This window comes from Arthrobacter sulfonylureivorans, from assembly GCF_022637435.1.
Lineage (GTDB): Bacteria > Actinomycetota > Actinomycetes > Actinomycetales > Micrococcaceae > Crystallibacter > Crystallibacter sulfonylureivorans.
On sequence record NZ_CP093326.1, the window covers coordinates 1231834 to 1244596 of the forward strand.

A 12763-nucleotide genomic window follows, 5' to 3' on the forward strand; every position below is an offset into this window, starting at 1 on the left:
TGGAAGCCAAGGACGGAGGTAGCAGTGCGCGCATTGCTGGCCGCGCTGAGCGGGCTTCTGGCGGTGCTCCTCGCCGGCGCCGCACTCTGCGGAGCCTGGGCAAACCAGCGCGTGTTCGACCGCGACGGGTTCGTGTCGCTGGCTGCACCGCTTGGCAGCGATGCTGAATTCCGTGCCGCGCTTGCCTCCGCAGTAACGGAAGAAGTCGCCGGAACCGAAGATCTGCCAGCAGGTCTGCGGGAGTTGGTGCGGCCCATCGTCGAGCGGACCGCTGGGGCGGTCACTGAGCTGGACGGTTTTCCCCACGCGGTGAATGAAACCCTGGCCAACTCGCACACCCTGACCTTTTCCGGCACCACGGGGTCAGAGGCCGGGATCACCTTGGATATTGCTCCCATTGTGGGCCTGGCGGTTACGCGGGTAGCGGACGCCCTGGGCACCAATCTTCCGGTGCCGGAGCGAGTGCTGGTCCCGCTGGGCTCGGCCCAGACCGCGGGCCAGCTGACTTTCTGGCAGGACCTGGCCGCACAGTGGTGGGTAGCGGCGCTGGCTGCCGCCGCCGCGCTGGTTCTGATGCTGCTGGCCGCACGCCGCTCCACCACGGCACTGGCCTGGGCCGGTATTGGCACGGCACTGCTGGGCGGGATCCTCTGGCTGGCGGCCGTGCAGGTGCCGCCTCTGGCCGAGGGCGCGGCGGGCAGCAGCGAGCTTGCCGCCACCTTCGTGGGGAGGCTTGCCGGAATGGCCGTGGCTGATTTCCGCTCCTGGGCTATCGTTTTTGCCGGCATCGGACTGGTGGTTGCCGTGGCCGGTTTCACGCTGCGGGCCCTGCTGGGCGGGGACCGGCGGAAGAAGGCCACGGGCTAGCATAGAGGCATGGCCAGTACTGCAGTCTCCCTTTCCATGCCTACCGTTCCCCGCAAGCGACGCACTCCTGATGAGATCGCGTCAGCCACGCCCGTGGACGGCGACAAGAAGGTGCTGCTGGCAGCTCCCCGCGGATATTGTGCCGGCGTGGACCGTGCCGTGATCGCCGTTGAAAAGGCGCTTGAGCACTACGGGCCGCCGGTCTACGTGCGCAAGCAGATCGTCCACAATGTGCATGTGGTGTCCACCTTGGAAGAACAGGGCGCCATCTTCGTTGAAGAGACGGACGAGGTTCCGGAAGGAGCGCTGGTCGTCTTCTCAGCCCACGGAGTCAGCCCCGCCGTTGTGCAGTCTGCCGCGGACCGGCAGCTGCGCACCATCGACGCCACCTGCCCGTTGGTCACCAAGGTGCACCGTGAAGCAGTGCGCTTCGCCCGCGACGGCAACGAGATCCTCCTGATTGGTCACGAGGGCCACGAAGAAGTCGAAGGGACCTACGGCGAAGCACCCGACCACACCACGATCGTCAACAATCCGGACGAAGCGCGGACCGTGCAGGTGCGCGACCCGAATAAACTGATCTGGCTCTCGCAGACGACGCTCTCCGTCGACGAGACATTGGAAATCGTCTCTATCCTGCGCGAACGCTTCCCGGCCCTGCAGGATCCGCCTAGCGATGACATCTGCTATGCCACCTCCAACCGTCAGGCAGCGATCAAGAAGATCGCTCCGCAATCGGACCTGGTGATTGTGGTTGGCTCCGCAAACTCTTCCAACTCGGTCCGCCTGGTGGAGGTCGCCTTGGAATACGGGGCCAAAGCGGCCTACCGGGTGGACTTCGCCAATCAGGTGGACGAGTCCTGGTTCGAGGGCGTGGCCAGCGTTGGGGTGACCTCGGGCGCCTCCGTGCCGGAGGTGCTGGTGCGCGAGGTCCTGAGCCTGTTGGCCGACTACGGCTACGGCGAGGTGGAGGAAGTGGTCACCGCCCAGGAGGACATTCTGTTCTCGCTGCCGAAGGAACTGCGCGCCACGCTCAAGGAACGCGGCGATGAATCGCGCGGTCTCGGCGGCAGGGTCACCCGCCCCACAAGCTAAAGCCGCAGGACCGCGGCCCCGGGCGGTTTGAACTGCTCCCCGGAAGTTGGACTGAGAAATTCAGTTCCGACTCCCGGGGAGCAGTTTTATGCATGCATGTAGTTCGTTATCCGAGGATCAGCGCGAGTCCGCTGTAGCGTGGTTCGAGCAGGGCATCGCTTATAGGGCGACGGCCAGATTGCTGGGAGTGCCTCACTCGCCGGTCAAGCGGCTTTATCGGCGATGGAGGATTCATGGCCGAGGAGCGTTGATGACCAAGCAGACAAAACAGTCGTATTCGTTCGAGTTCAAGCTCGCTTTGGTTGAGCGGTTCCTCGCTGGTGAGACTGCCCCTGATCTCGCAGCAGAAGTCAGCTTGTCGTCGCCTCGCCTGCTCGAAACCTGGGTACGGGCATATCGCCGTGAGGGTGTGGACGCGTTGCGCCCGAAGCCTAGAGGCAGACCCAGAAAACCCGATGCCCCGGCACCCGCGGAGTTGTCCGAAGTGGAGCGGCTGCGGCTCGAGAACGAACGGTTGCGGGCGGAAGTGGCCTATCTGGGAAAATTGCGGGCCTTGAGGGCGCAGGAACGACGGTGAAGGTTCAGGCCATCATCGCTCTCAAGGCTGACTTTCCTCTCCCGGTTCTGCTGCAGGTCGCCGGCCTCGCCCGGTCGACGTTCTTCTATCACCAGGCCCGCCTTCAGGCCCCGGATCCGCAGGAGGCACTCAAGGCCGCGGTCGCGGAGATCTTCATGAAGAACCATGGCCGGTACGGGCACCGCCGCATCCATACCGAGCTGGTCAAGCAGGGGTGGTCGGTCGCGAAGAAGACCGTGCTGAAGCTGATGCGTTCCCTGCGGCTGGTCTGCAAAGTCCGGCGAAGGAAGCGCTACAACTCCTACCAGGGCGGGCAGGGCGCCGTGGCACCCAACCTGCTGAACCGGGAGTTCGACGCCGATGCCCCGAACCAAAAGTGGGTGACGGATGTGACCGAGTTCAGCGTCGGAGATCGGAAACTCTACCTCTCACCGGTCATGGACCTCTTCGACCGGCAGATCATCTCCTACGCCGTCGGCACGTCGCCGAATCTGCAGCTCACCAACACCTCACTGCGTGAAGCTCTGACAACCCTCGCATGCGGACAGAAACCGCTCGTGCATTCCGACCAGGGCTTCCAGTACCAGCACCTCTCATGGCGGCATCTTCTGAAGAACGCCGGCGCCGTCCAGTCGATGTCCCGCAAAGGTAACTGCTTCGACAACGCGGTGATGGAGAACTTCTTCGGACACCTCAAGGAAGAACTCTTCCACCACGTCCAATTCCTCAACATCGAGGCGCTGCAGTCCGCACTGCATGAGTACATGCACTGGTACAACACCGAAAGGATCTCAACAAAGCTCAAGGGCCTGAGCCCGGTGCAATACCGTGCTCAGGCCCTCGCAGCCTAGGCTCTTATTTAGCCGGTCCAACTTTCGGGGCCCAGTTCAGTTGCCCGGGGCCGCGGCTTCGCAGGAGGCGGAACCGGCGCGCTAGGCGGCCGGATCCCTGTTTTCGATCAGTTCCGGGGCCGACAGCAACCGGGGCGTATTTTCCAAGGCAGCAGGCGCCGTGGGTTCCTCCAGCACCGTTGCGTCGAAGGCATTGATCTTTCGGGCGGTGGGCAGCACCCTCGACTCCAAGGTCCCGACGAACGAGTTGTACCGCTCGACCGAGCTCTTCAGGGATGATCCCAGCCGGGTCACGTGCTCGCCCAGCGTCCCGAGCCGCTCGTAGAGCTGCCTGGACAGATCGAAGATCTCGCGCGCGTTGTCCTTGAGGACCTCCTGCCGCCAGGTAAACGCCACCGACTTCAGCGTGGCCAGCAGCGAGACGGGGGAGACCAAGGCAACGCTGCGGGCAAAGGCGTGGTCCAGCAGGCCCGGATCGGCATGCAGGGCGGCGGACAGCACCGCTTCCGAGGGCAGGAAGCACAGCACCAACTCCGGCGAGGACTGCAGCTGCTCCCAATACTTCCGGCCCGCCAAAGCATCCACATGTCCGCGCACGGCCTTGGCATGGGCTGCCAGCAGATCGACACGTTGCTGCTGCTCGGCAGCAGATGCGGCCACCGGGATCTCCTGGGCCTGAAGGTAGGCCCGCAGCGGTACCTTGGCGTCCGCGACAATGGTCTTTCCTCCGGGCAGGCGGATCAGCATGTCCGGGCGGCCGGTCCGGTCCGCGCCGGCCAGATGGACCTGCTCGTCAAAATCCACGTGGGGGAGCATGCCGGCCGCTTCCACGACCCGGCGCAGCTGAACCTCGCCCCACTGACCACGGGCTGAGTTGGACTGCAACGCGGAGGCGAGCGTCTGCGTGGAACGCATCAGCGCCTCGTCACTGCGCTGGGCTGCGCGTAGCTGCTCGGCCAACTGGCCAAACTGCTCCACCCGGTCCCGTTCCAGCAGGCTGACCTGCTGCTGGACCAGTTTGAGCTTCTCTCCAACGGGTATCAGGGCGCGCAGTACCGTGTTCTCTTGCTCATCCTGGGCGGAGAGCTGCCTGTTCTGTTCGGCGAGCATCCGGCGCTCTGCCTCTACCCCGGCGAGGCGGGTCGAGAGCTCTGCCAGCCGGTCGCCGTCGTGCTTGGAAGCTTCCTGCAGATCCGCCAGACGGCGGCGGAAAAGGACCGCGACGGCCACGGCCCCGGCCGCGGCGCCAACGAACAAGGCCAGAAGTGCGAGAAGTACATGCGAAGCATCCATGCCTTCACATTGCCAGCTGCCTCGGACAAAACAGGGAACGCCGGTCCTTGTGTCCCGGTCACGGTATCCTTGACTACCGTGGCTCTAACTATTGGCATCGTCGGACTGCCCAACGTCGGCAAATCAACTCTCTTCAACGCGCTGACCCGCAACAGCGTGCTCGCGGCGAACTACCCGTTCGCCACCATCGAGCCGAACGTCGGCGTGGTTGCCTTGCCGGACCCCCGGCTGGACCAGCTGGCGGGGATCTTCGGGTCGCAGCGGATTCTCCCGGCGACCGTGTCCTTCGTGGACATCGCCGGCATCGTCAAGGGCGCGTCCGAAGGTGAAGGGCTGGGCAACCAGTTCCTGGCCAACATCCGCGAAGCGCAGGCCATTGCCCAGGTCATCCGCGTCTTCGACGACCCCGACGTAGTGCACGTGGACGGCAAGGTGGACCCGCGCTCGGACATGGAGACGATTAACACCGAGCTGATCCTGGCCGACCTGCAGACCTTGGAGAAGGCCATTCCGCGGGTGGAGAAGGAAGTCAAGATCAAGAAGCGCGACGCCGCCGAGCTGGCTGCCATGCAGGCGGCCCAGGCGGTGCTGGAACGTGGCGACACCGTTTTCGCTTCGGTGGACAGCGACAAGCTGGATGTGGAGAACCTCAAGGAACTGAGCCTGCTCACCGCCAAGCCGTTCATTTACGTGTTCAACGTGGACGACGCTGTACTGGCCAGCCCGGAGCGCCAGGCCGAACTCCGCGCGCTGGTGGAGCCGGCCGACTGCGTCTTCCTGGATGCCAAGCTGGAAGCGGACCTCGTGGAACTCGACGAAGAAGAAGCCCGCGAGATGCTGGAGATGAACGGCCAGGACGAGTCCGGGCTGGACCAGCTGGCGCGTGTTGGCTTCCACACCTTGGGTCTGCAGACCTACCTGACGGCTGGGCCGAAGGAAGCGCGCGCCTGGACCATCAGCCGGGGCGATACAGCGCCGCAGGCAGCCGGTGTCATCCACTCGGACTTCCAGCGGGGCTTCATCAAGGCCGAAGTGGTTTCTTTCGCCGACCTGGTTGACGCAGGGTCCATGGCCGAGGCCAAATCCCGCGGCAAGGTGCGGATCGAAGGTAAGGACTACGTGATGGTCGACGGCGACGTGGTTGAGTTCCGCTTTAATGTCTGACGGTCTGCCGGCCTGTCCGGAGTGCCATGAGGCGTTCACCTACGAGCAGGGCGCCTTGTTGGTGTGCCCGATGTGCGGCCACGAATGGTCAAAGGACTCAACCCAGACCACCCCCGAGACCGCTTCGATCAGGGATGCCGTAGGCAATGTGCTCGCCGATGGTGACACGGTCACGATCGTCAAGGACCTTAAGGTCAAGGGCGCCGGAGGCGGTGTCGTGAAGGTCGGCACGAAGGTGCGCGGCATCCGACTCATTGAGGACGGCGTGGGCGATCACGACATTGATGCGACCGTTCCCGGGTTTGGGCGGATGCAACTGAAGTCCAGCGTGGTGAAGAAGGTCCTCTGACCCGCGGCCATTCCCCATGGAGAGGGCGGCGCTGCAGTTCCACCCATTGCAAGGGCAGGATTTGTGCGCCCTAAAGTGCCACCGACGTATGCCAGTATGAGGCATGGTCGACGACGAACTTAGCGCAGCGCTGAGAGCTTACCGCGAAGCATGGCATGACTACACTCACGACCCCGCGCGTCGTCGAGGCGAGTCCGTGCCGTCAGGGGACGAGCGGTTCCTGGCGGAGATAGGCGCCGAGCGAGGTCAGCAGTTGCTGGCGGCCGTCCGTGCATTACGCGCTGAAGCGCAACGTGTGCCTGACCCGGGCGGACCGCTCGGCAGCTATGCTGACGCGCTTGCTGACTGGGCGGCCACCCATCCCGAGGTTGATCGCAGTGAAATGCGCCGAATCACACGCGAACTGCTCTGGGCCCAGCGGTAAGCCCGATCTCACAACCGAATCTGTCTCGAAACCTCTGTGCCTCGAAACCTTCCGAGTGAGGTTATGAAGTTATTCGGATACGGAACGCGGTGGATTTTAGGTTTGCGGTCTAATCTCTGAGACGAAGGAAACGACTCGGGCCCGCTTTTCGCAGCGCAAAAACGGCAGTCGTAACGCGTTGTGCGCGCTTTCGATAAGCAAGCGCCGGACGATATCGCAGACAAGCTGCGGTCTGTACCGTGTCCTGGCTTATGAAGTGCGCGGACGGCCGTTGGTGAAACTACCCGAATTCTCCTGACCCAATCGGTCGTACAGGTTATCGGGGGATCTGGCAGACAGCTCCGAAATCATTCAGCAGCACGAAGATGTTGCCAATGCTATCGGTGGGGGAAATGAGGAGGCGGCAGAGGCACTCATGCGCTTCCATATCTGGGAAATGACCAAGAGGCTCTACACGACCTGACCCATTTCTCATCGCGGGCTGGACATGTAGGCCTTGCGTCGATGAGGCGGAAGTCGCCGTTGGAGGTGGGGATCCGCACAGAAAAATGAAGCTGGAAGCCCTCGCCGAGAATCTCGGCGCCAAGTTCGCAGTGAAGCTGTAATACCTGCAGACAAGGGACATGATGCGCACTCTGACCAACTAATTGTCGGTTGTCGATACCGCTGTTCTGCTGGGCATGGCAGGCTGTACCAGCGGACCCAAGCCGACCCCGTCCGGACCTGAAGGTTCCACAGTTCATCTCACGCGGAGCCAACTGATGCCTGGTCGCCAAATCAACCAACAGACTTCAGCTGGCAGAAGCCAAACCGAAGAGGGCAGCGAGGGCATTGGGTGCAGCGACTCCACCCCCTATGTGGGCACGGGGTCGAAACCTCCAACCTCGTGGAAGAGAAACTGGTGTTCGTTGGCTACAACGCCGGCAAGGATTTGGCCGAAAGCTGGCGCTACCTCACAACAACCTGCTGGTGTGCGGGCTGGACTACCTGAAGACAAACAGCTAGGGCACTCGCCCGCTATTTCTAGTGCGTTTCTGCTGCATCCTTTCTCTGTTCGTATCGAGCCATCCCCAGCTTTGCCTGCTACTTGTACCGGTAGCCGAAGATTAATTACAAGCTTCGCAGGGGGGAAGAGTGATTGTCGATCGATTCGTCGCTGTAGAAGTTTGCCGCTGTTAGGAAATTTAGGAGAGCATTCATCCGTCCTGTCAGACGTGCTCCCGATGCGTATGCAAGGCCTACTCGAGTTGATGGGACGTCATCTGCAATCCGAACTGCGACGACCCGGTTACCGTCATACGTTGTAGAAGATTGAGGGGACTGCAACATCACGGAAAATCCGAAGTTCCGCGCAACCAAGCAGCGTACCAATTCGTAGTTGTCATAACCGACGCGTTCCTTGGGCCGCACGCCGGCTGCACCAAGGATGGTATTGATGTTCTCGTTGCTGGGAGTCACGTTCAGCGTGATGAGGCGTTCGTCTGCGAGCTCGCGCAGGGATATCTCTGATCGACCCGCAAGATGATGCTGCGCTGACAGAAGCGCGATTGGCCGCAGGCGCCGTACTTCTTGGAAATCGAGGTCTTGCATGCCGGCGACGTTGTACAGCAAAGCACCTTCGATGCGTCCTTGCAGAACTGCGTCTCGGAGCTGTGGCGACGACGCTTCTACTATGTCCAACTCCACGTCTGGGTAGTTCTGGTCGAAGTGTTCCAGCAATCCGGGAACGAGGAACGGCGAAAGGGTGGGATACACCCCAATCGGAAAGCGGCCACTGACTCCTCGACCATCCTGCTTGACTGCGGATGCAAAGACTGCGCCGTGACCGAGAAGGACTCTTGCCTCTGTAAGCAATCGCGCTCCCAGCGCGGTGAGCACCATGCCCTTGGCCTTGCGACGGATGAAGAGCTGCACTTCCAATGAACGTTCAAGTTCGTCGATGGCGGCTGCAATGGCCGAGGGGCTGACGTGACACGAGACGGCAGCGGTTGCAAAGGAACCTGCAGCAGCGACTGCCTCGAAGTACTCCATTTGCCTGAGCGTGAAGGGTAATGCCTGCATACAACAATATTAGTGTTGTTCAAGACCAACTAAAACCACTTTTCAATTCTCACCGTTCTTACTAGCGTGATCATCACTACGACAGCGATGTGTTCTGGCTTACATCGCAGCCAGACTGTTCCCATATTTAGTCCGGACTTCAAGGAGATGACGATGGGCGAGCATAAAAGCCTTCCCGAATGGATTCGCGCCATCGACAGGTTCAGTGGATGGTGCCTGTGGGGCTCAGCAATCGCCTGCCTGATCGCCGCAGTACACGTAGCTTCCGACGTGATTGGACGCTACTTCTTCAATCGCCCAGTGAACGGGACACTCGAGTTTGTTACGTACTGGTGGATGCCGCTGATCATATTCCTCGCCCTGGGCTCGGCGCAGTACCGAAACGAACACATTCGCGCCACCCTCCTCCTCGACTCGTTAAAGGGGCGAGCTCGTGCCCTCGCCGACGCGCTTTGTCTTGGTATCGGCACGTTGATGACCGGGGTCTTGGTTGTTTTTATGATCGTCGAAGCCGAGTCCTCGGCCCGTATCCAGCAGGCGGCCCTAGGGACGGCAACAGTGCCGATTTGGCCGATTAAGATGATCGCCGTCGTCGGGCTTGTGAGCCTGCTACTCCAGCTCGGAGCAACCATTTATCGGACTCTAACGGCAGAAGGCGGGCCCATGCGGTCCGCCGAACACGCCTCCCAAGCATAGGACGGCAGGACATGAAAACACCCACCATGCAGGCGCGGGTACCTGTGCTGGATGAAGTTCCGGTCGGGCCCCGTTCATCCCGTATCGGACCACTGTTATTTGCTATTACCGGCGCCCTCAGCGTCATCATTATTGTCCTGCTTTTGGCATTCCCCCTGACCCGCGAAGCCACCGGCCTGCTTGTAATCCTGTTGACCGTGATCCTGCTGTTGACAGGTATCCCCATCGCGTTCGCCATGTCTTTATCGGCGTTACTTGGCCTTTGGAAATTGGGCGGCTGGGTAATGGTCGACGCTACCTTCACGGAAAACGTTTTCTCCTCGACCGCCAGTTGGTCGCTGAGCGTCCTGCCGATGTTTATCTTGATGGGCATCGCACTTTGGCGCTCGGGTCTAACCACCGGGGCATATGAGGCGGCCCGCCAGTGGCTCGGAAAACTCCCTGGTGGTCTGGCCGTAGGGACGAATTTTGCCGGTGCTGGACTGGCCGCAGCAAGCGGAAGCACAGTCGGTATCTCTTACGCGCTTGGCCGCGTGGCAATCCCAGAAATGATGAAAGCCGGATACAAGCCATCGCTTGCCACAGGAACAGTGGCGATGGCGGGAACACTTGGGCAGTTGATTCCACCGAGCATCATGCTGGTTATCTACGCAGGCGTTGTACAGACACCGGTGGGACCGCAACTCATAGCTGCTGTCGTCCCCGGATTGATCATCATGTTGGCGTTCGCCGGGCTAATCGTAGTGCGCGCGGCATTGGACCCGGCCCTCGCCCCACGAGCAGACCTCTCTGACGTCACTTGGCCTTCACGGTGGAAATCGGTGCTCAGTACGCTCCCGGTTCTAGTAGTTGTCCTTATTGTGATCGGTGGTCTGTTCGCCGGCGTTTTTACGCCCTCAGAGGCAGGAGCCTTCGGCGCCCTCGGAGCGATTCTTTTGGGTTGGCTCTTCGGCGGGAACCATGCTCGGTCGCCGAAAGGCCTCGCCACTTTCGTTATGCTCAGCCTCAAAGACGCCGTGATCGCGACGGCTGCGATCTTCTTGCTGATGATCGCAGTCAACTTGCTGACGCGAGTCCTTGCGCTAAGCAGAGTGCCTCATGCACTAACTGAACTGGTCGTAGACATGGGCTTGGACCGCATCCAGTTTCTCCTGATCCTGGTCATTGTCTTCTTGATCCTGGGCATGTTTCTCGACCCTCTGGCGATGATCCTCTTGACGGTTCCGGTCCTCGTCCCGCCCCTGCTTGCGCTCGAGGTGGACATGTTGTGGTTCGGGGTATTTATCGTGATCCTCGCGGAGATCGGTATCGTCACTCCGCCGATCGGCATCCTAACGTTTATCGTTCACAGGCTTGCACAAGACGCGAACGTCAATCTGGGTGTACCCATTTCGCTGACTGATGTCTTCAAGGGCGTGCTGTGGTTTGTAGGGGCTGCTTTGTTAGTCCTGGTGGCTTTGATCTTCCTCCCGGAGCTCGTCACCTGGTTGCCGGAACTGAGCGCCCAGCGGCCTTAGCCGACCCGAAGCTCCCACGATCTAAGGAAGTACTTATGTTGATCCCTCCTGCCCAAATGAACCTGTCTCACGAACAACGGGCTCTCCTACTTGATCCGTTCGATATCGGATCTCTCAGGGTCCGCAACCGACTGGTGATGGCTCCAATGACTCGCAATCGCGCTGTCAACGGAATACCTAGCGAGGAAATGGTTGAGTATTACGAGCGCCGAGCGGAACACGGCATCGGGCTAATCATCACCGAAGGCACGTACATAGATACCCCTGATGCAGGTGGCGTAGAGGGCGTACCGGTTCTGCGACAAGGCGCTGCGGCTGACGCATGGAGCCGGGTGGTCGAGAAGGTCCACAGCAAGAATGCTGCGATCTTCGCCCAACTTTGGCACATAGGCGCTGCTCTCGAAGCAACGTCTGCCATCAGCCCGAGTGGAATCGCCCTTGACGGCCGTCTTCATGGGCGCCACATGACTATGAGAGACATGGATCGAGTCTGCTCCGCCTTTGCGGAAGCGGCAGTGCTCGCCCAATCGATCGGATTCGATGGGGTGGAAATCCACGGCGCACATGGCTACTTGATCGACCAGTTCCTTTGGGATGTCACGAACCACCGCCTTGACGAATATGGCGGGACTCATCCTGAACGAGCGCGATTCGCTGCGGACGTTGTTTCGTCGGTGCGACGCGAAGTTGGACCTGACTTCCCAATCTCGTTCCGGTTTTCCCAGTTTAAAGTGGACCGTTACACAGCCCGGATCGCAGAGACCCCGGATCAACTGGCGGCTTTGCTTCGTCCGATTGCAGCAGCCGGCACTACCATCTTTCACGCCTCCGCCCGCCGATTCTGGGAACCAGCCTTCGACATCTCCAAGCGGACGCTTGCCGGTTGGGCAAAGGACCTCACCGGAATGCCGGTCATTGCTGTCGGTTCCTTGGGGCTCGACGGAGCTTTCCGAGGTTCGGACACTGCAGGCCACGCCCCACTTCAACCGCTGGTGGACCAGTTCATGGACGACCAATTCGATCTTGTGGCAAGCGGAAGATCCTTGCTTGTCAATCCGAACTGGGTAGATGCCTTCTCCAAAGGCGAGCTCCACAAGCTGCGCACATACAGGAAGGAGTACGAGGCGGAGTACTTCTAACGGTGCCGCCCTGCACCCCAAATACATGACAACTGTTAATATCAAAGGACAAGGAATCATTTATGCTTACCCGTGAAGAAAAAATCCAGAACCTTCTCGACCGCCAGGACATTCTTGATTGCATCAACCGATACACACGCGCCTTGGATCGGCACGACGACGAATTGCTTGCGAGCGTTTTTCATACGGACGCGATCGATAATCATGGGGAATGGATCGGCGGAAGGGATGAATTCGTTCAATGGGCGAACTACGTGTGCCACAATCACCTGAATGCCCACATGCACCATGTCACAAGCCACACATGTGAACTTGATGGTGACACCGCAAATACTGAGACGTATGTGTTATACATTCACCGGTACAAGGATGGAAAAGTGGTTCAAATGGCCGGCGGGAGGTATGTTGACCGATTCGAAAAGCGTGATGGTGAATGGAAAATCGCTATGCGCCGCCTCATTATGGACTTCCGTGTCCTCGCAGACGGTTCGATCTTCGGCGAATGGGACGGTTACGAGAAGGGAACCCAGGACAAGTCGGACTTCTCATACAGGAGACCGCTAGAACTTCCCATGGAAATGCTCGATAAGTTGGCAGCTAAGGCACGCGCTTGAGTTGAGGCGTACCTCTCCTCGCCGATTGTATGATGCTCGTTTCAGTTGCAATCTTTGTCAGACAAGCTTCACCCTCACAGGAGAAATGTGATGAGAAAAAGCACGAAAATCTACCA

12 protein-coding genes and 1 pseudogene are annotated in these 12763 nt (G+C 60.3%); 11 read left to right on the top strand and 2 right to left on the bottom strand.

Going from position 1 to position 12763, the window contains the following annotated elements; genetic code table 11:
- Positions 1-24 precede the first annotated feature (24 nt).
- From MNQ99_RS06030 to MNQ99_RS06045, 3 genes and pseudogenes are all read left to right on the top strand, one after another.
- A complete protein-coding gene (locus MNQ99_RS06030) occupies positions 25-867 on the top strand; it encodes a hypothetical protein (protein ID WP_241914785.1) in 843 nt (280 codons plus the stop codon).
- A 9-nt stretch (positions 868-876) separates the two neighbouring features.
- Positions 877-1962: a 4-hydroxy-3-methylbut-2-enyl diphosphate reductase gene (locus tag MNQ99_RS06035; RefSeq protein ID WP_127511205.1), complete on the top strand. Its 1086-nt coding sequence runs from the start codon at positions 877-879 to the stop codon at positions 1960-1962.
- 161 nt (positions 1963-2123) lie between these two features.
- A pseudogene (locus MNQ99_RS06045) lies at positions 2124-3390 on the top strand (IS3 family transposase).
- Positions 3391-3471: 81 nt separating this feature from the next.
- On the opposite strand, the gene MNQ99_RS06050 reads toward MNQ99_RS06045, so the two are convergent.
- Complete coding sequence (locus MNQ99_RS06050; RefSeq protein WP_241914786.1) at positions 3472-4683, bottom strand: DNA recombination protein RmuC; 1212 nt, start codon at positions 4681-4683, stop codon at positions 3472-3474.
- Positions 4684-4761: 78 nt separating this feature from the next.
- On the opposite strand from MNQ99_RS06050, the gene ychF reads away from it, so the two are divergent.
- From ychF to MNQ99_RS19155, 4 genes are all read left to right on the top strand, one after another.
- Positions 4762-5847 carry a redox-regulated ATPase YchF gene (gene ychF, locus MNQ99_RS06055; RefSeq protein ID WP_241914787.1) on the top strand — a complete coding sequence of 362 codons (1086 nt, stop codon included), beginning with the start codon at positions 4762-4764 and terminating at the stop codon, positions 5845-5847.
- Positions 5840-6196, top strand: coding sequence for a zinc ribbon domain-containing protein YjdM (locus MNQ99_RS06060; protein ID WP_241914788.1), 357 nt, complete (start codon positions 5840-5842; stop codon positions 6194-6196). Before ychF ends, MNQ99_RS06060 begins: the two co-directional genes overlap by 8 nt.
- A gap of 103 nt (positions 6197-6299) precedes the next feature.
- Complete coding sequence (locus MNQ99_RS06065; RefSeq protein WP_241914789.1) at positions 6300-6620, top strand: hypothetical protein; 321 nt, start codon at positions 6300-6302, stop codon at positions 6618-6620.
- A gap of 328 nt (positions 6621-6948) precedes the next feature.
- Positions 6949-7083 (top strand): hypothetical protein, encoded by a 135-nt coding sequence (locus MNQ99_RS19155; RefSeq protein ID WP_422387518.1) that lies wholly within the window; start codon positions 6949-6951, stop codon positions 7081-7083.
- Between the two features lie 647 nt (positions 7084-7730).
- Here the strand turns inward: MNQ99_RS19155 and MNQ99_RS06070 are convergent.
- Complete coding sequence (locus tag MNQ99_RS06070) at positions 7731-8651, bottom strand: LysR substrate-binding domain-containing protein (protein ID WP_241914790.1); 921 nt, start codon at positions 8649-8651, stop codon at positions 7731-7733.
- A gap of 183 nt (positions 8652-8834) precedes the next feature.
- Here MNQ99_RS06070 and MNQ99_RS06075 point away from each other — a divergent pair, with 183 nt between their 5' ends.
- The 4 genes from MNQ99_RS06075 (at position 8835) to MNQ99_RS06090 (ending at position 12647) form a co-directional block, all read left to right on the top strand.
- Positions 8835-9377: a TRAP transporter small permease subunit gene (locus tag MNQ99_RS06075; RefSeq protein ID WP_241914791.1), complete on the top strand. Its 543-nt coding sequence runs from the start codon at positions 8835-8837 to the stop codon at positions 9375-9377.
- 11 nt (positions 9378-9388) lie between these two features.
- Positions 9389-10894 (top strand): TRAP transporter large permease, encoded by a 1506-nt coding sequence (locus MNQ99_RS06080; protein WP_241914792.1) that lies wholly within the window; start codon positions 9389-9391, stop codon positions 10892-10894.
- A gap of 56 nt (positions 10895-10950) precedes the next feature.
- Positions 10951-12033 carry an oxidoreductase gene (locus tag MNQ99_RS06085; protein WP_277883621.1) on the top strand — a complete coding sequence of 361 codons (1083 nt, stop codon included), beginning with the start codon at positions 10951-10953 and terminating at the stop codon, positions 12031-12033.
- A 62-nt stretch (positions 12034-12095) separates the two neighbouring features.
- Complete coding sequence (locus MNQ99_RS06090; RefSeq protein ID WP_241914793.1) at positions 12096-12647, top strand: nuclear transport factor 2 family protein; 552 nt, start codon at positions 12096-12098, stop codon at positions 12645-12647.
- The last annotated feature ends 116 nt before the right edge of the window (positions 12648-12763 follow it).